The sequence below is a fragment of the Streptomyces griseoruber genome, assembly GCF_001514205.1.
GTDB lineage: Bacteria > Actinomycetota > Actinomycetes > Streptomycetales > Streptomycetaceae > Streptomyces > Streptomyces griseoruber.
In genome coordinates this window covers 54,376-71,469 of sequence record NZ_KQ948773.1, presented here as the reverse complement: position 1 = coordinate 71,469, position 17,094 = coordinate 54,376, and the positions used below count along the sequence as shown (strand labels likewise).

Annotated in this window: 22 protein-coding genes; 7 read left to right on the top strand and 15 right to left on the bottom strand. The window is 70.6% G+C overall.

Features of this window, described 5'->3' with window-relative positions:
- Positions 1 to 15: 15 nt before the first annotated feature.
- The 6 genes from ygfZ to AQJ64_RS26165 form a co-directional block, all read right to left on the bottom strand.
- Positions 16 to 981, bottom strand: coding sequence for a CAF17-like 4Fe-4S cluster assembly/insertion protein YgfZ (gene ygfZ, locus AQJ64_RS26190; RefSeq protein ID WP_055634065.1), 966 nt, complete (start codon positions 979 to 981; stop codon positions 16 to 18).
- A 9-nt stretch (positions 982 to 990) separates the two neighbouring features.
- Positions 991 to 1,458: a Fur family transcriptional regulator gene (locus AQJ64_RS26185; protein ID WP_055634064.1), complete on the bottom strand. Its 468-nt coding sequence runs from the start codon at positions 1,456 to 1,458 to the stop codon at positions 991 to 993.
- 241 nt (positions 1,459 to 1,699) lie between these two features.
- A complete protein-coding gene (locus AQJ64_RS26180) occupies positions 1,700 to 2,275 on the bottom strand; it encodes a heme-binding beta-barrel domain-containing protein (protein WP_055634063.1) in 576 nt (191 codons plus the stop codon).
- Positions 2,276 to 2,513: 238 nt separating this feature from the next.
- The gene (locus AQJ64_RS26175; protein ID WP_107103391.1) at positions 2,514 to 3,470 is read right to left on the bottom strand and encodes a hypothetical protein; all 957 of its coding nucleotides are present in this window, start codon (positions 3,468 to 3,470) and stop codon (positions 2,514 to 2,516) included.
- Entirely contained in the window at positions 3,467 to 4,345 is an 879-nt protein-coding gene (locus AQJ64_RS26170; RefSeq protein WP_240512616.1) for a hypothetical protein, read from the bottom strand. The genes AQJ64_RS26175 and AQJ64_RS26170 overlap by 4 nt, the downstream gene beginning before the upstream one ends.
- Positions 4,342 to 5,049, bottom strand: a complete 708-nt coding sequence (locus AQJ64_RS26165) for a hypothetical protein (protein ID WP_338059978.1) — start codon at positions 5,047 to 5,049, stop codon at positions 4,342 to 4,344. The genes AQJ64_RS26170 and AQJ64_RS26165 overlap by 4 nt, the downstream gene beginning before the upstream one ends.
- A 150-nt stretch (positions 5,050 to 5,199) precedes the next feature.
- On the opposite strand from AQJ64_RS26165, the gene AQJ64_RS26160 reads away from it, so the two are divergent.
- Entirely contained in the window at positions 5,200 to 5,562 is a 363-nt protein-coding gene (locus AQJ64_RS26160; RefSeq protein WP_055634061.1) for a DsrE family protein, read from the top strand.
- On the opposite strand, the gene AQJ64_RS26155 is transcribed toward AQJ64_RS26160, so the two are convergent.
- The 8 genes from AQJ64_RS26155 to AQJ64_RS26125 all read right to left on the bottom strand — a co-directional run bounded on the left by AQJ64_RS26155 (position 5,556) and on the right by AQJ64_RS26125 (position 10,727).
- On the bottom strand, positions 5,556 to 5,816 hold the full coding sequence (locus tag AQJ64_RS26155; RefSeq protein ID WP_055634060.1) for a DUF3099 domain-containing protein: 261 nt from the start codon (positions 5,814 to 5,816) through the stop codon (positions 5,556 to 5,558). The genes AQJ64_RS26160 and AQJ64_RS26155 overlap by 7 nt on opposite strands.
- Positions 5,817 to 5,927: 111 nt before the next feature.
- The gene (locus AQJ64_RS26150; protein WP_020122955.1) at positions 5,928 to 6,215 is read right to left on the bottom strand and encodes a DUF1416 domain-containing protein; all 288 of its coding nucleotides are present in this window, start codon (positions 6,213 to 6,215) and stop codon (positions 5,928 to 5,930) included.
- Between the two features lie 64 nt (positions 6,216 to 6,279).
- On the bottom strand, positions 6,280 to 7,119 hold the full coding sequence (locus AQJ64_RS26145; protein ID WP_055634059.1) for a sulfurtransferase: 840 nt from the start codon (positions 7,117 to 7,119) through the stop codon (positions 6,280 to 6,282).
- 141 nt (positions 7,120 to 7,260) lie between these two features.
- Positions 7,261 to 7,341 carry an Ms5788A family Cys-rich leader peptide gene (locus AQJ64_RS52465; protein WP_359001348.1) on the bottom strand — a complete coding sequence of 27 codons (81 nt, stop codon included), beginning with the start codon at positions 7,339 to 7,341 and terminating at the stop codon, positions 7,261 to 7,263.
- A gap of 227 nt (positions 7,342 to 7,568) precedes the next feature.
- Positions 7,569 to 8,306 (bottom strand): LmeA family phospholipid-binding protein, encoded by a 738-nt coding sequence (locus tag AQJ64_RS26140; RefSeq protein ID WP_055634058.1) that lies wholly within the window; start codon positions 8,304 to 8,306, stop codon positions 7,569 to 7,571.
- A gap of 155 nt (positions 8,307 to 8,461) precedes the next feature.
- On the bottom strand, positions 8,462 to 9,574 hold the full coding sequence (locus AQJ64_RS26135) for a hypothetical protein (protein ID WP_055634057.1): 1,113 nt from the start codon (positions 9,572 to 9,574) through the stop codon (positions 8,462 to 8,464).
- Positions 9,575 to 9,576: 2 nt separating this feature from the next.
- Entirely contained in the window at positions 9,577 to 9,831 is a 255-nt protein-coding gene (locus AQJ64_RS26130; RefSeq protein WP_055634056.1) for a MoaD/ThiS family protein, read from the bottom strand.
- Between the two features lie 59 nt (positions 9,832 to 9,890).
- Positions 9,891 to 10,727, bottom strand: coding sequence for an alpha/beta hydrolase (locus AQJ64_RS26125; RefSeq protein ID WP_206189695.1), 837 nt, complete (start codon positions 10,725 to 10,727; stop codon positions 9,891 to 9,893).
- A gap of 189 nt (positions 10,728 to 10,916) precedes the next feature.
- On the opposite strand from AQJ64_RS26125, the gene AQJ64_RS26120 reads away from it, so the two are divergent.
- The 6 genes from AQJ64_RS26120 (at position 10,917) to AQJ64_RS26095 (ending at position 16,754) form a co-directional block, all read left to right on the top strand.
- The gene (locus AQJ64_RS26120) at positions 10,917 to 11,696 is read left to right on the top strand and encodes a winged helix-turn-helix transcriptional regulator (RefSeq protein ID WP_055634054.1); all 780 of its coding nucleotides are present in this window, start codon (positions 10,917 to 10,919) and stop codon (positions 11,694 to 11,696) included.
- A 126-nt stretch (positions 11,697 to 11,822) separates the two neighbouring features.
- Positions 11,823 to 12,845: a LacI family DNA-binding transcriptional regulator gene (locus AQJ64_RS26115; RefSeq protein WP_055634053.1), complete on the top strand. Its 1,023-nt coding sequence runs from the start codon at positions 11,823 to 11,825 to the stop codon at positions 12,843 to 12,845.
- Positions 12,846 to 12,987: 142 nt separating this feature from the next.
- A complete protein-coding gene (locus tag AQJ64_RS26110; protein WP_055634052.1) occupies positions 12,988 to 14,184 on the top strand; it encodes a S1C family serine protease in 1,197 nt (398 codons plus the stop codon).
- Positions 14,185 to 14,216: 32 nt separating this feature from the next.
- Entirely contained in the window at positions 14,217 to 14,432 is a 216-nt protein-coding gene (locus AQJ64_RS26105; protein WP_055634051.1) for a hypothetical protein, read from the top strand.
- Positions 14,433 to 14,529: 97 nt separating this feature from the next.
- The gene (locus AQJ64_RS26100; protein WP_055634050.1) at positions 14,530 to 15,267 is read left to right on the top strand and encodes a response regulator transcription factor; all 738 of its coding nucleotides are present in this window, start codon (positions 14,530 to 14,532) and stop codon (positions 15,265 to 15,267) included.
- On the top strand, positions 15,264 to 16,754 hold the full coding sequence (locus AQJ64_RS26095) for a HAMP domain-containing sensor histidine kinase (protein WP_240512615.1): 1,491 nt from the start codon (positions 15,264 to 15,266) through the stop codon (positions 16,752 to 16,754). The genes AQJ64_RS26100 and AQJ64_RS26095 overlap by 4 nt, the downstream gene beginning before the upstream one ends.
- Here the strand turns inward: AQJ64_RS26095 and AQJ64_RS26090 are convergent.
- Positions 16,729 to 17,013, bottom strand: coding sequence for a hypothetical protein (locus AQJ64_RS26090; RefSeq protein WP_055634049.1), 285 nt, complete (start codon positions 17,011 to 17,013; stop codon positions 16,729 to 16,731). The genes AQJ64_RS26095 and AQJ64_RS26090 overlap by 26 nt on opposite strands.
- Positions 17,014 to 17,094: the final 81 nt, after the last annotated feature.

Here is a 17,094-nt window from a genome sequence, read left to right as displayed (position 1 = left end):
TTGCCTGCCGCGGCACTAGGGCTCGACCACCGTCTCCTGGGCCGCCGCCGTGGTGCCGGCCATCAGCGGGGCGTCCACGGGGACGTTCCGCTTCACCAGGGCCAGGGCCACCGGGCCCAGTTCGTGGTGGCGTACCGAGCTCGTGATGAAGCCGATCTTGCGGCCGTCGGGGGCCTCGTCGGCGACCCGGAGTTCGGTGCCGTGCGGCGGGAGGTGGACCTCGCTGCCGTCGAGGTGCAGGAAGACCAGGCGGCGGGGCGGCTTGCCCAGGTTCTGGACGCGGGCGACCGTCTCCTGGCCGCGGTAGCAGCCCTTCTGGAGATGGACCGCGGTGCCGATCCAGCCCAGCTCGTGCGGGATGGTGCGGTGGTCGGTCTCGAAGCCGACGCGGGGGCGGTGCTGCTCGACGCGCAGGGCCTCGTGGGCGAGGATCCCGGCCGCAGGGCCCGTCTTCCCGGCGTACGACTCCAGGTCCGCGCGCGGGAGGAAGAGATCGCGGCCGTACGGGGTCTCGCGGACGGCGACGCCCTCCGGCACCTCGGCGATGGAGCCGGCGGGGAGGTGGACGACGGCGGTGTCGGCGGTGCGGTCGGCGACCTCGACCCGGTAGAAGAACTTCATCGACTCCAGGTAGGCGAGGAGCGCCTCCTGGGTGCCGGGTTCGACGTGGGCCCAGACCGTGGTGCCGTCGTCGACCAGGTAGAGCGCGTGCTCGATGTGGCCGTGCGCGGAGAGGATCAGGGCCTCGGCGGCCTGGCCGGCCGGGAGGTCGCTGACGTGCTGGGTGAGCAGCAGGTGCAGCCAGCTCAGCCGGTCCTCGCCGGTGACGGTGACGACTCCGCGGTGCGAGAGGTCGACGAAACCGGTGCCGTCGGCGAGGGCGCGCTGCTCGCGGAACAGGTCGCCGTAGTGGGCCGCGACACCTTCGTCCGGGCCCTCGGCGGGGACGGCGCCGGGCAGGGACAGCAGAGGGCTCTTCATGCGCCAAGCCTACGACTCGGTAAGGGAACTCTTGGCGGTCGAACGCCCGTCCGCCCCGGCCTTCGATGTGCAGTCCCGGCATCTGCCGAAGATCGCGAAGTGCTTCATGTCCGTCTCGAAGCCGAAGGTCTCCCGCAGCTTGGCCGTGAACTCGGCGGCCACCTGCACATCGGCCTCGATGACGTTCTCGCAGTCCCGGCAGACCAGGTGGATGTGGTGGTGCCGGTCGGCGAGGTGGTACGTCGGCGCGCCGTGCCCCAGATGGGCATGGCTGACCAGGCCCAGCTCCTCCAGGAGCTCCAGGGTCCGGTAGACGGTGGAAATGTTGACCCCCGACGCCGTCCTCTTCACTTCCGTGAGGATGTCGTCGGGGGTCGCGTGCTCAAGGGTGTCCACGGCTTCCAGCACGAGTTGCCGCTGCGGCGTCAGCCGGTAGCCGCGCTGCCTGAGGTCGCTCTTCCAGTCGGTGCTCACCACACTGGAAGTCTAGAACTACGTCAGCCACCCAGGACCAGCCTCCCAGGTTTGCAGCTCGGGCACCGATGGCTTCGGTGAGACCGGCCGCGTCCAGCCCTCATGTCACGAGGGTGAGAGCAGGGGCCACTGACCTGGCCCCGCAGACCCACATCCACCAGCCGCTGCGCGCCCGACTGATCCGGGTGCCCGCCAGGGCATCCCGACGGGCGCATGCCTGGCCGACTTCAGCCGAACACGTGAACTACTTGAAGAACGCGATGCCGTCGTCCGGCATGTCGTCGGGCAGGGCCTTGGCCCAGCGCTCGACGTCCTCGGGCGTGACGACCTTCTTCAGGTGGGCCGACATGTAGGGGCGCAGCTCGACCTCGGGGGTCTGCTTCTCGCCGACCCACATCAGGTCGCTCTTGACATAGCCGTAGAGCCGCTTGCCGCCGGTGTAGGGGCGGGAGGCGGCCGTGCGGGCGACGGCGTCCGTGAACAGGTCGATCTGCGGCTTCTTGTCGGCCATCTCGCCGTACCAGATCTCGATGACGCCGTCGTCGCGGGTCATCGTCACCTCGACCTTGCGGGAGCCGTCGATCCGCCAGAAGCCGGACTCGGACTCCAGGGGACGGATCTTGTTGCCGTCGTTGTCCAGGACCCAGGTGTGGGACCGGTACTCCAGGAAGTCACGGCCGTCGTGGCCGAAGGTGACCTCCTGCCCGAAGTTGCACTTCTCCGCACCGGGGAAGTCGTGCACACCGGCGCCCGCCCAGGTGCCCAGCAGGAAGGCGAGGGGGACGAGGTCCGTGTGAAGGTCGGACGGGATCTCGATCATGGTTGGCAGTTCCTGGATCGGTCGGTCAGCGCTGGCCCTGGTACAGCTTCTTCACGGTCAGGGCGGCGAAGGCGAGAACACCGACGCAGACCAGGACCAGCAGGGTTTCGAAGAAGATCTCCACGGGGTGCTCCTCGGATGAGCGGGGTTGGTTCCGTACTGCACAGGGCCGGCCCCCAGCTTACGCGGCCGGGGACCGGCCCTCCGTGTGAGGTGGGCCCTCACGGGCGCCCGGGGGTCACTCGAGCAGCTCGCTCTGGAGGACCACCGTCTGCTGGAACGGGATCCCCGGCATACCGCCCTTCCCTGCCTGCACGATCATCGCCAGGACGTCACCGGCGCTCAGGTACGCGAGGCGGACCTGCTCACTGCCGTACGGCTTCGTCTCGGCGTACGGCGTCAGCGCGACGTTCTTGGACTGGGGGGCCAGCGGGAAGTCCTCGTCCCGCGCGTAGGCGTCGGCGCCGCGCACCGGGTACACCGGGGCGTCGTAGCGGGTGAGGGTGTCGCCGAGGACCTGCTCGGTGACGGCCACCGAGCCGAACCGCAGCAGGTAGACACGGGTGGTGATGCCGTCGGGGGTGGTCCAGCCGCGGGCCGCGACGTGCCGCAGGCCGGCGTCCACGAGTTTGTCCCGGATGTCGCCCCGGCGGGCCTCCTCGAACTCCTTCAGGAAGTCCTCGGTCGCCAGCCAGCCGTCGGAGCCGGCCAGCGCCTTGTCCTGCGTCGCGCCCTCGGGGGCGGGCAGCACGAGGGCGCGCAGGTCGGCGTAGTGGGCGCCGGAGGGGTTGGCCCCGGCGAAGGGGCCGGGGCTGCCGGAGGGCAGGGGCGGCTTGGTGAGCGTCGGGTACGCCCACCGGCCGTCGGACCGTGTCGCCAGACCCGGTACGTCCGTGCGGTCCATCCGCGTGATGCCGTACGCGGTCGACGCACCGACCACCGCGAAGACGGTCACCACGGCCGCCCACCGGAACACACCGCGCACCAGGGCACCCCGCGCCTTGCGGGCACCCCCGACCGCCTCGGCTCCGCCCTCGCCCGCCACGTCCCCGCCATCGGCGTCGGCCCCGTACGGCTCCGGCCCGGTCACCCCGCCAGAGCCGCTCGCCGCCTCCGTGCCGACGGCAGGCTCGGCGGCGACCGCCACGTCCGCACCGGCCGCTGGCTGCTCCGGCGGGAGCTGTTCGTCGGTCATACCGCCTCCCCCGGCTCCGCGATGCGGTCGAGTTGTTCGCGCAGGAGCAAGGCGACTCCCTTGGTGTCGAGTGGCTTGACGGCCTCGGCGTTCAGGCTGACCAGGACCTCGCCGACGTACGCGGAGCAGAACATGCCCTCGAGGTCGGAGTCGGCGTCCTTGGGCGGCAGGAAGCACTTCGCGTTCTTGTGGCCCTTGATCTCCGGCCCCTTGCGGAAGATGTCCAGCGCGTCGAGGAACTCCCCCTGGAAGGTCGCGATGTCCCGCACCGCCGCCTTGTTGTCCATCTGGGACAGCGTGATGCTGACGGAGTACACCCCCTCGTTCACATCGAGGGCGCTGGTCTCCTCGCTGAGGTAGCTGCGCATCGCCATGCCCTTGATGCGCTGCTTGTCGATCCGCTGCTCCAGCCGCTTGCGCTGCGACCGCGGCAGATCCTTCAGCGACTCCTTGCGCAGGGCTGCCGCCCGCTCCCCGCTGAGCTGCGCGTCGGCGCCGAACTCACCGATGTCCGGCCCCCGGGTGAACCCCTCCGTGCCGTAGGGGACGAGCATCGCGGCGAGGCCGGTACGGCTCGTCCCGGGCTGCTCCGGCCGGTCGGCCGCCGACGTCTCCTTCGGGAACTTCCAGACGGGCGCACCGGCGTCCCGGTCGGCGTCCCGCACGGTGACGACCGTGAAGCCGACGCCCGCGACCAGGGCCCCGGCCAGCACCAGGGACCCCGCGACGGCCGCGGCCCGGCGCCGGCGCCGACGCCGGGCGGCGGGGTCGGCCGGTTCGGCCGGGGGCACGATCAGTTCGGGGCCCACCGGTTCCACCGGACCCACCGAGCCGGCCGGCCCGGCTCCTGCGGCCTCGTACTCCTGCTCGCTCACAGCCGCTCCATCTGCCGCTCGGCCAGGTCCATGATCGTCTTCTTGGGGATCACCCTGGACCCGTAGATCCAGACCTCCATGGCGATGTCGCCGCGCCAGGCGTGCGCCTCCGCGCTGTAGAGCGGCAGGTACCCGGCCTCGGTCTGCGGTTTGTGGTGGACGTACGCCATCCCCGTGCCGGTACCGGCGACCGGCCAACTGTCGGTGGAGCCCGCCTTCTCCGCCCAGTACTGGCCGTTGTCGCAGTAGTCGGCGGCCGCGACCGTCTCCTCCTGCCGGAACTGCACCAGCCGCAGCTCCACGGTGTACGAGCCGCCCGCCTCCCAGCCGGTGACGGCGACCCTGCGGAACTCGTTGCCGACCAGGTCGCCGAAGATCTCCTTCGGCTTCTCGTAGGAGTCGGCGTAGGCGGCCAGGTCCAGCCAGCCGTCCTGGCCCTCCAGCCAGGAGGCGTCCTTGGTGCCCTTCGGCTTCGTCAGCAGCAGTTTGCGCAGGTCACCGTCGGTCTTCACCTGACGGTCCCGCGTCGCCGGCAGCGGCTCGGGGGCGGGCCCCTTCGCCTGCGGCATCGTCGGCTGCGAGAGCGAGGGCAGCTTCGTCGGCTCCCGGTCGGCCTGGACCAGATAGCCGGCGCAGGTCCCGGCCACCAGGCCGAGCACCACGGCACCGGCGATCAGCAGCGTCGTACGCCCCCTCCGTCGCACGGGAGCCACCCGCGGTCTTTCATGAACCTCTTCCGGCACACCGTCCCCCTCCGTACGTGCGGCGCCGACCATCCGTATCGCGTGTCGGCGCTTCACAGGAGACCCATGATCAACACCAGGAGTTGTAAGGGAGTTGATTACGATTCGGTCATGGCGAAGAAGCTCGTGATCAAGGTGACCGCCGGGGCCGACGCCCCCGAGCGGTGCTCGCAGGGGTTCACGGTCGCGGCGGTGGCCGTGGCCAGTGGGGTCGAGGTGTCGCTGTGGCTGACCGGGGAGTCCGCGTGGTTCGCGCTGCCGGGCCGGGCGGCCGAGTTCGAGCTGCCGCACGCCGCCCCGCTGCCCGATCTCATCGAGTCCGTCCTGGCCGGCGGACGGCTCACGCTCTGCACGCAGTGCGCGGCCCGGCGGGACATCACGGAGAAGGACGTCATCGACGGCGTACGGATCGCGGGTGCGCAGGTGTTCGTCCAGGAGGCGATGGCCGACGGCACCCAGGCCCTCGTCTACTGACGGCGCTTCTTGCCGTCCAGTTCGTCCCACCACTCGTCGGACTTCGGGTCGCCGGAGGGGTCGTCCCACCAGCGGTCCTCCGGGCCGCGCCGGTTGGCGACCATCGCCGCGAGCGGCGGGATGACCATGGCGACCACGCACATGCCGACCGCCACCGGCACCGACCAGATGCGCACGACGGCCCAGGCCAGGACGAACAGGCCGATGCAGGTGCCCATCATGGCGAAGTAGAGGTGACGCCGGCGCGCGTACATGCTTCCAGCGTAGGTCCGGCGACGGCTGAGGGCCGTACCCGCGGGGTCACCCCCGGGGTACGGCCCTCAGCCGTAAGGCGTCCGTCACAGACCGCCCGAGCCCTGCGGTCCTCAGACCGCGATCGCGACCTCCGCGAGTCCGCCCTGCTGGGCGACGACCGTACGGTCCGCGGTGGCGCCGGGGACGAGGGCACGGACGGTCCAGGTGCCCTCGGCCGCGTAGAAGCGGAACTGCCCGGTGGCGGAGGTGGGGACCTCCGCGGTGAACTCGCCGGTCGAGTCCAGCAGACGGACGTATCCGACCACCGGCTCGCCGTCGCGGGTCACCTGGCCCTGGATCGTGGTCTCACCGGGCTTGATCGTCGAGGCGTCCGGGCCGCCGGCCTTCGCTCCACACATGTCTTTCTCCATCGGGGTCTGACCGGACGGAAGGAAGGCCGGTCGGGTTTGCGGGCTGGGTGGGTTACTTGTTGGCGCCGAGCTCGATCGGCACGCCGACCAGGGAGCCGTACTCGGTCCAGGAGCCGTCGTAGTTCTTGACGTTCTCGACACCGAGCAGCTCGTGCAGGACGAACCAGGTCAGGGCCGAGCGCTCGCCGATGCGGCAGTAGGCGATGGTGTCCTTGGCGAGGTCCACCTGCTCGGCGGCGTAGAGCTCCTTGAGCTCGTCGTCCGACTTGAAGGTGCCGTCGTCGTTGGCGTTCTTCGACCACGGGATGTTGCGGGCGGTCGGGACGTGGCCCGGGCGCTGCGACTGCTCCTGCGGCAGGTGGGCCGGGGCGAGCAGCTTGCCGGAGAACTCGTCGGGCGAACGGACGTCGACCAGGTTCTGCGCGCCGATCGCGGCGACGACGTCGTCACGGAAGGCACGGATGGCGGTGTTCTGCGGCTTGGCGGTGTAGGTGGTCTCGGCGCGCACCGGGACCTCGTCGACCAGCTCGCGGGCGTCCAGCTCCCACTTCTTGCGGCCGCCGTCGAGCAGCTTGACGTTCTCGTGGCCGTACAGCTTGAAGTACCAGTACGCGTACGACGCGAACCAGTTGTTGTTGCCGCCGTAGAGGATCACCAGGGTGTCGTTGCCGATGCCCTTCGCCGACAGGAGCTTCTCGAAGCCCTCCTGGTCGATGAAGTCACGGCGGACCGGGTCCTGGAGGTCCTGGGTCCAGTCGATCCGGATGGCGTTGCGGATGTGGTTCTTCTCGTAGGCCGACGTGTCCTCGTCGACCTCGACGATGGCGATGTCGGCGTTGTCGAGGTTGGCCTCGACCCAGTCGGCGTCGACCAGGACGTCGTTGCGGCTCATGCTCGTTCTCCTCCGGGGCAGTTGCGGCGGGGGTGTGCAAGAAAGAGGGGGTGCGCGGCCGGGTCTCGCCGGCGGCCGGCGCACGGATGCCCTCGGTCCGAGGGCGCCGGGAGGCGCGGAAGGCCGGCGGCGCTTCCGCTGTCAGACAGGGCGACAGAGCATGGCGGCGACGCGGCACAGGTCTACTGCCCGCCGCTTCGTGAGATCCGCCTGTCGCTGCATCATGCGGTCGATCGTAGGGACGGACAGGCGGGCGTGTCATCAGCTGGCCGGATGATGAGATGCGATCGTCCACATAATGGGACATGGATTGCGCCCGGACCGTCCCCGCAGGGGCTCCGGGCGCAGGCATCCGTCGTCACATCTACGGTTCGGACGGCGGCGTCTCGCCTGTCGGACGTCGGCCGTCCGAATGTCCTGGATGTCGCCGGGGCCGGCGCCAGGGGGTCCTACCCGGCGAGCCGGACGTTCGAACCCTTCACCGTGATCTCCACACCGTTCTTCCCCGCCTGCACCTTGTCGAGCCGGATGCCGCCGGGCAGCCCCTCGATCTTCTGCTGGAAGTCGGTGACGGAGCGGACCTCGTTCTCGGCGGCCGTCACCCCGCGGAAGTCGGGAAGCGAGTCGGCGTGCACCCGGACGGTGTCGCCCTCGACGCTGACCGTGCTCAGCACGGAGACGGGCTCCTTGAGCTTCACGCCCAGGACGGTCGCCTCGACGGTGACCTTGATCTTGCCGTCGCCGCCGTCGGAGAGGCCGACGACCTCGGCGGTGAGTCCGGGCGCGACCCGGGTCTCCTCGGACTTGGCGGTCTTCAGCAGCTCGTCGTAGGCGACGGTCGCCGTACCGGAGGCCGTGGTGGCGGTGGCGGAGCTGTAGTCGCCGGAGAACTCGACGCCCTTCATGTCGGCCCGGAGGTCGTCGATGCGGAGGCTCTGCCCGTTGACGCCGGTGTCCGCCTCGTAGTCCTTGATGCCGACCTCGACGTCGTCCAGCGAGCCGCCGGCCATCTGGGTGAGGAAGGGGAAGCCCCTGATGGACACGTCGGGGGTGGTGGTGAGGCCCTCGGTGGTCTTCAGCTTGTCCGCGACCTCGCCCTCGGCGAAGTGGACGGCGAGACGGTCCGCGAGGACGAAGAGGCCCCCCAGGACCACGACGATGATCAGCAGTATTCGAAGCGCGCGCATTGCCGTTGATCCCCCGGATGGCCTGACGGTCGGTCTGCTCTGTCTGCCCTGTGTGCACTTTCGCTTGGCTCGCCGACCACCGTAACCCCGGGGGCAAGGACCCCCGGGGAATTGTCGATCAGCTGTGACAGAGCCCGCCCGGGCCCGCTGGAACGCTAGCCGAGCACCCGCCCCAGCACATACACCGCGGGTGCGGCGGCCGCGAGGGGCAGGGCCACGCCCGCCGTGAAGTGGACGAAGCGGGAGGGGTAGTCGTAGCTCGCGACCCGGTGACCGATCAGGGCGCACGCCGCGGCGCCCGCGCCGAGCAGCGCGCCCTGCGCGCCCATTCCGGTCATCCCGCCGACCGCGATGCCCGCGCCGGCGGCGGCGAGCAGCGACACGACGACGGAGGCCGGGGTCGGCAGCGGCAGCGCGCGGGCCAGGACGGCGACCGCGACGGCCGCGGTACCCACGGTCACCGCCTCCGGGTCCGCGCCGAGGTGCCCGGTCGCGAGGATCGCCAGCGCGGCGGAGACGACGGTCGCCATCAGGCCGTACATCCGCTCGTCGGGGTCGGCGTGCGAACGAAGCTGGAGGACCAGGCAGAGCAGCACCCACACGCCCAGGGTGCCGAGGATCGCGGCGGGCGCGTTCTCCCGGCCGGCGGCGAGCAGCGCCACGTCCGAGACCAGCGCGCCGAGGAAGGCGAGCGCGATGCCCTGCCGGGCCGGCCACATGCCGTTCAGCCGGAACCAGCCGGCCGCCGTCACGGCCTGGAGCACGACGAGCGGCACCAGCAGGGCGTACGTCCCCACGGCCGCCGCGCCGGACAGCAGCAGCCCCAGCAGCGCGGTGAGCGCGGCGGGCTGCATCCCGGGCTCGATGATCGGCGAACGCCCTTCGAGCCGGGCCCGCTGGGCGTCGGTGACCCGGGAGTTGCCGGCGAGGGTGGCGGGGCCGTAGGCCGCGGCCGCCTCCGTCCGGGCGGGCGCACCGGCCTGGTCCGGGTGGCCCGGGTGACCCGGGTGACCCAAGGGGCCCGGGTCCACGGCAGCCCCGGCGACGGCGGGCGCCGCGTACCCGCCCTCGTACCCCTGCGCCGGCATGTGGGCCGGGTCCGCGGTGACCGGTGGCTGGACGCTGGTCTCCCAGGTCTGCCCCTGCCACTGCTGGGTGTACTGAAGGTGCGCCTGCGGGTCGTCGTGTCCCTGCTGCTGTGCGGGCCAGTTCTGCTGGTCGTACCCCTGGTACCCCTGGTACTGCTGATACGGCTGCTGGTCGGTCATCCTCACCCTCCTGCGAACGGCGGGAGCACCTCGACCGTGCCGCCGTCGGCCAGCCGTACCGTCTCATGTGCGCGGGTGCCCACGGGGTCACCGTCGATCAGGAACGAGCATCGCCGCAGCACACGCGTGAGTTCGCCGGGGTGTCGCGCACGCGCGGCATCGAGGGCCTCGGCGAGGGTGTCCGCGTCGTACGGCTCCTCGTCGATCCCGGCCGCGGCCTTGGCGGCCGCCCAGTAGCGCACGGTGACCTTGGGCATCGCGTTCCTTCTCGGATCGGTTCGTCTCTCGGATCTTCCGTTCTTCGACAGGGTTCAGGCTAGCCCGCCCGGGCCACCGCCCAGTCCCCGATCCGGGCCAGCAGGGCGTCGTCGGCCGCGTGCTCGGCATGACCCATGCCGGGTTCCAGCCAGAGTTCGCCGTGCTCGCCCGCCGCCGCGGCGAGCATCCGGGGGTGGTCGAGGGGGAAGTAGCCGTCGCGGTCGCCGTGGACGATCAGCAGCGGGGCGGGCGCGATCCTCGGGACCGACTCGGTCGGGGAGAGGGGGACGGGGTCCCAGTCGCGGTGATGGATACGGGTGCGGAAGCCCCAGCGGCCGAGCAGCCGGCCCTCGGGGCGGGTGATCAGCCAGTGCACCCTGCGCATCGGGACGGTGCCCCGGTAGTACCAGCGGGCGGGCGCGCTGACGGAGACGACGGCGTCCACGCCCCGGTGCAGGGCCGCGTGCCGGAGCACGACCGAGCCGCCCATCGAGAAGCCGACGGTCACCACGCGCGGGTGTCCGAGCGAGCGGGCCCAGGCGACGGCGGCCTCCAGGTCGAGGACCTCCTTGTCGCCGACCGTCGAGCGCCCGCCGGACCGTCCGTGGCCCCGGAAGGAGAAGGTGACGACGGCCCCGTGCCGCGCGAAGGCCTCCGCGACCCGGCGGACATGGGGGCGGTCGGCGTCGCCGGTGAACCCGTGCGCGATCACGAACACCGGGTGAACGGTGGATGGCGGCGAACCGTCGTATACGACCGCACCCGGGTTGTATACGGAATCGATCGGAATCCCGTCGACAGTGGGCAGAAACGTCCGCAAAGGTGTGCGGGTGCCCGTCTCGCAGTTCGGACGAACGGTGGAACGCGCCACATGACCTGCCCGGCTGTTGCTCATGTGGGCTATTCTGCTGGGCAGAGGACTCGGGCAGCGTAGCCCCCGGGTCCTTTTGTGCTTTCGGAAGCGTTGTATACGAAGCGGGAAACTCCAGGTGACCGCAGGTGTACGGGGCCTTCGGGAACGTGCAGTGCCGTAGTGCCGTAGTGCCGCAAACGTCCTCGCAGGGACCGAGGAGGAACCAGACATATGAGTTCTCTGCTGCTCCTGACCAATGCCCTCCAGCCGTCGACCGAGGTGCTGCCCGCCCTCGGCCTGCTGCTGCACAACGTGCGCGTCGCTCCGGCGGAAGGACCCGCACTCGTCGACACCCCAGGTGCCGACGTCATCCTGATCGACGGCCGCCGCGACCTCCCGCAGGTGCGCAGCCTGTGCCAGCTGCTGCGCTCGACCGGCCCCGGCTGTCCGCTGATCCTCGTCGTCACCGAGGGCGGCCTGGCCGCCGTCACCGCCGACTGGGGCATCGACGACGTCCTCCTCGACACCGCCGGTCCGGCGGAGGTGGAGGCGCGGCTGCGGCTCGCCATGGGCCGGCAGCAGATCGTCAACGACGACTCCCCGATGGAGATCCGCAACGGCGATCTGTCGGTGGACGAGGCGACGTACAGCGCGAAGCTGAAGGGCCGGGTCCTCGACCTCACCTTCAAGGAGTTCGAGCTGCTGAAATACCTGGCCCAGCACCCCGGCCGGGTGTTCACCCGCGCACAGCTCCTCCAGGAGGTGTGGGGCTACGACTACTTCGGCGGCACCCGTACCGTCGATGTGCACGTACGACGGCTGCGCGCCAAGCTCGGCCCGGAGCACGAGTCGCTGATCGGCACCGTCCGGAACGTGGGTTATCGATTCGTTACGCCTGAGAAGGCGGAGCGCGGCAGTGACGACGCGAAGGCCAAGGCCGGGCGGGTAAACGCGGAGGATTCGGACAACGCGGTCGCCGTGGGCGCCGAAGAGGTCGCGGCGGACGCGTAGTACTCGCCGGTACCTCTCGGTTACCCACCGGTACCGGCCGGGATCCGCTCGGCGGAGGCATTGCTTCCGCACAGGGACGTGACGTACGCCCTGCCCAGAGCGGGTCCATCCGCGTAGACTCCGCGCGTGGCCAAGGTGACTCGGGACGACGTTGCACGACTGGCGGGGACCTCCACCGCCGTCGTCAGCTACGTCATCAACAACGGACCCCGGCCGGTCGCCCCGGCAACGCGCGAGCGCGTCCTCGCCGCGATCAAGGAACTGGGGTACCGGCCCGACCGGGTCGCCCAGGCGATGGCGTCCCGGCGCACGGATCTCATAGGCCTGATCATCCCGGACGCCCGTCAGCCCTTCTTCGGCGAGATGGCGCACGCGGTCGAGCAGGCCGCCTCCGAACGCGGGAAGATGGTCCTCGTCGGCAACACCGACTACGTCGCCGAGCGCGAGGTCCACTATCTGCGGGCGTTCCTCGGGATGCGGGTCTCCGGCCTGATCCTCGTCAGCCACGCGCTCAACGACCTGGCCGCCGCCGAGATCGAGGCCTGGGACGCCCGGGTGGTGCTGCTGCACGAGCGGCCCGAGGCCATCGACGACGTCGCCGTCGTCACCGACGACCTGGGCGGCGCCCGGCTCGCCGTCCGCCACCTGCTGGAGCACGGCTGCGCCTACGTCGCCTGTATGGGCGGCACCGCCGAGACCCCCTCCGTCGGCGACCCGGTCTCCGACCACGTCGAGGGCTGGCGGCAGGCCATGGCCGAGGCCGGGCTCAGCACCGAGGGCCGGCTCTTCGAGGCGCCGTACAACCGCTACGACGCCTATCGCGTCGCCCTCGACCTGCTCTCCGGCCCCGACCGGCCGCCCGCGATCTTCTGCTCCACCGACGACCAGGCGATCGGCCTGCTGCGCGCGGCCCGCGAGCTGCGCATCGACGTACCGGGCGAGCTGGCCGTCATCGGCTTCGACGACATCAAGGAAGCCGCCCTCGCTGACCCGCCCATGACAACGATCGCATCGGACCGCTCGGCGATGGCCCGCGCGGCGGTGGACCTGGTCCTGGACGACGGGGTACGGATCGCGGGCTCCCGCCGGGAACGCCTCAAGCAGTTCCCGTCCCGCCTGGTGACCCGCCGCTCCTGCGGCTGCGCCTGACCGCACGAGACGTCGCATGAGAGGTCTCTGAGAGACCCGGGCCCGTTGCCTGTTCCGGCTTTATATCGGGCATACGAGGTTCTGGCGGCGTTCTCAGGGAGCACTCAGGGAGCTCTCATGGTCACGGGACAAGCTTCTTTCCATGACCGAGAGCTTCCGCCGCAGCGGCGAGTACGAGAACTTCGACACCCCTCACCAGGGCGCCCAGCAGCACGCTTCCTCCCCCGTCAACCCGGAGTGGCCGCCCCCGCCGGCGTACCAGCCGGTACAGCAGACCGCGCAGCAGGCCCCGCAGCAGACGATGCAGCAGGCCGTGCAGCAGGGGCCGTACCAGCAGCCGGTGGTCGAGCCCACCGCGGTGTGGCAGACGCAGGCCGCGCCGGCCGGCGGGGACGGCAACGGCGGCGGAACCGCTCTCCTCACCCCCGTGGCGGCCGAGCCCGGAGCCCCGGAGCCCAAGAAGAAGCGCACCCGCGGCCCGCTGGCCCTGCTCGCCGCCGTGGCGATCGTCGCCGCGGCCATCGGAGGCGGCACGGCGTACGGGATACAGGAGCTGACCGGCAAGGACCAGGTGGTCTCCTCCTCCACCACGACCAGCGTGGTGCCGTCCAGCAAGACCGGTGACGTCGCCTCGATCGCCGCCGCGGTCAGCCCGAGCGTCGTCGAGATCAACGCCACCCTCAGCAACGGCTCCTCCACCGGCTCCGGTGTGATCATCACCAGCGACGGCGAGATCATCACCAACAACCACGTCATCTCGGGCGCCTCCTCGATCAAGGTGACGACCAGCGACGGCAAGAGCTACACCGCGAAGGTCGTCGGCACCGACAGCAAGAAGGACCTCGCGCTGATCAAGCTGGAGAACGCCTCCGGTCTGAAGGCGGCGACCCTCGGCAACTCCGACGGTGTCCAGGTCGGCGACGAGGTCGTGGCGATCGGCTCCCCCGAGGGCCTCACCGGCACGGTGACCAGTGGCATCGTCTCGGCCCTGAACCGCGATGTGACGGTCTCGACGGACGAGAGCCAGCAGCAACAGCAACAGCAGGGCGGCAGCGGCGGGTGGCCGTTCGAGTTCGGCGGCCAGCAGTTCAACGGCGACACCGGCACCTCGACCACCACCTACAAGGCGCTCCAGACGGACGCCTCCCTCAACCCCGGCAACTCCGGCGGCGCGCTCATCGACGCGAGCGGCAACATCATCGGCATCAACTCCGCGATGTACTCCGCGTCCTCGTCCTCCTCCTCGGACGCCGGCAGCGTCGGCCTCGGCTTCGCCATCCCGATCAACACCGTCAAGTCCGACCTCGCGACCCTGCGGGCCGGCGGTTCCGACAGCTGAACGACCTTTCCTCGTCACTCAGGGAGTACGTCATGATCAAGCAGGTTTCGCACACGGTGACCGGCGTCGGCGCGGCCGACCTCGCCCTGGCCCTCGACGTGGCGTACGAGCTGCACGAGCCGGTGAAGCAGCTGGTCGTGCGGGCCCCGGAGGTGGCGGCGCCGCAGCTGATGGGCCTGCGCACCCCCGCCACCCGCCCGCACCGCCGCAAGGTCCCGCTGAACCGTCTCACGGCGATGCGCGGCTGATCTCCCGCAGCCCCTCTCTCTACGAACGGACCGGGAAGCATGCGAGGCTGAAGGTCTCGTCCCCCGTCCGTCCCACCGCACCCGAGGATCCACGCCCATGAGCCCCGCCGAAGGCGACCGTGACACCCAGCGCATCCTGATCGTCGACGACGAGCCGGCGGTGCGGGAAGCACTCCAGCGCAGCCTCGCCTTCGAGGGCTACGACACGGAGGTCGCCGTCGACGGCGCCGACGCCTTGGAGAAGGCCACGGCCTACCGCCCCGACCTGGTCGTCCTCGACATCCAGATGCCCCGCATGGACGGCCTGACGGCCGCGCGCCGCATCCGGGGCGCGGGCGACACGACCCCCATCCTCATGCTCACGGCCCGCGACACGGTCGGCGACCGGGTCACCGGGCTCGACGCGGGCGCCGACGACTACCTGGTCAAGCCGTTCGAACTGGACGAGCTGTTCGCCCGGGTCCGCGCGCTGCTGCGGCGCAGTTCCTACGCGGCGGCGGCCGGCGCGGCCGCCGTGGAGGAGGACGAGGCGCTCACCTTCGCCGACCTGCGCATGGACCTCGCGACCCGCGAGGTCACCCGGGCCGGCCGGCCCGTCGAACTGACCCGCACGGAGTTCACCCTCCTGGAGATGTTCATGGCACACCCGCGCCAGGTCCTCACGCGTGAGCAGATCCTGAAGGCGGTCTGGGGCTTCGACTTCGAGCCGTCCTCCAACTCCCTGGACGTGTACGTGATGTATCTGCGCCGCAAGACCGAGGCGGCCGGCGAACCGCGCCTCGTGCACACCGTGCGGGGTGTGGGGTACGTGCTGCGCCAGGGCGGCGCGGAGTGAACAAGCTGGTCCGCCGCTTCCGGACACTGCCGATCCGGGCTCGGCTGTCGATGCTGGTCGCTGCCGCTGTGGCGTTCGCGGTGGCGGCGGTGTCGGTGACGTGTTGGTTCATCGTGCAGAAGCAGTTGTACAAACAGGTCAACGCGGACCTGGAGAAGATGTCGCAGCCGCAGCGCTACAGCCAGGTCGTGCAGTTGCTCGAGGCCTGCCCCCAGACCGTCCCAACCGACCAGACCAACCAGACGGGCTTCAACGGCCTGCGGGCCCAGAACGTCTACCTTCAGCTGGTCAAGGCGGACGGCACCCCCTGCGTCTCCTCGGACTCGGCAGGCACCGTCAAGGTCGTCGGCTCCGACAAGAACGTCATCAAGAACGCGAACAGCAGCAAGAGCGCAATCGACAGCGGGTTCATCCGCAACGGCACCGACACGGACGGCAACGCCGTACGGGTGCTCACCGTCCCCCTCGTGGTCAGCCAGGGCATGGGCAGCCCGCCGCAGCTCTACCCCGACACCGCACTCCTCATCGCGGTGCCCCTCAAGAACACCCAGTCCACTCTCAACGAACTCGCCCTCATCCTCCTTCTCGTCTCCGGCATCGGAGTCATCGGCGCTGGTGCCGCAGGTCTCGCCGTCGCCCGAGCCGGTCTCCGCCCCGTCGACAAGCTCACCGAGGCGGTCGAGCACGTCGCTCGCACCGAGGACCTGGGCATTCGTATCCCGGTGAAGGACGAGAGCGACGACGAGATCGCCCGCCTCTCCCGCTCCTTCAACTCGATGACCGCCTCCCTCGCCAACTCCCGCGAGCTCCAGCAGCAGCTGATCGCGGACGCCGGTCATGAACTCCGCACCCCCCTCACCTCCCTCCGCACCAACATCGAGCTGCTCACCCGCAGCGAGGAGACCGGCCGCCCCATCCCGGCCGCCGACCGCAAGGCCCTCCTCGCCTCGGTGAAGGCGCAGATGACGGAGCTGGCCTCGCTCATCGGCGACCTCCAGGAGCTCTCCCGCTCGGAGGGCCAGCGCGGCGAACGCGTCCAGGTGGTCGACCTGGAGGACACGGTCCAGGCTGCCCTGCGCCGGGCCCGGCTGCGCGGACCAGAGCTGACGATCAACGCCCACCTGGAGCCCTGGTTCACCCGGGCGGAGCCCGCCGCCCTGGAGCGCGCGGTCGTCAACATCCTGGACAACGCGGTGAAGTTCAGCCCCGAGGGCGGCACGATCGACGTCCAGCTGACGAACGGCGTCCTGACCGTCCGCGACCACGGCCCCGGTATCCCCGAGGACGAACTCCCGCACGTCTTCGACCGCTTCTGGCGCTCCCCCAGCGCCCGCGCCCTCCCCGGCTCCGGCCTCGGCCTGTCCATCGTGGCCCGTACGGTGGAACAGGCGGGCGGCCAGGTGAACCTGGCCCGCGCCCACGGCGGCGGCACGGTGGCGACGGTCCGCCTGCCGGGGGCGCCTACAGCTCCGCCGGAGGCACCGTAGGAGGTTCGTACTCCTGCCAGAAACCCTGTTCCACGGTGATCTGCGGATCTTCTGCGCGCGGCACGAAGGTATGGGTAAGCCAACCGTTTCCCTGGTCGAAGTAGCACACGCGAGGCCTCTTTGGCCGGCTGAACCGTGCCGGCTCGACCCACATGCCGTCCGGCAGGTACGTATCGGTTTCGATGCCTCGGAAGTACGGGTCCTTCGCTGTGACCAGTTCGCCACGGGTTGTGTCCCGCTTCGTGGTGTAGGCGATCACGGTCCGTTGTCTCCGCTTCGGAGCCGTCCGCTACGTGCCGCTGAGGTCCGTCGTGCGATCGCCGCTGGTACTGGCGCGGCG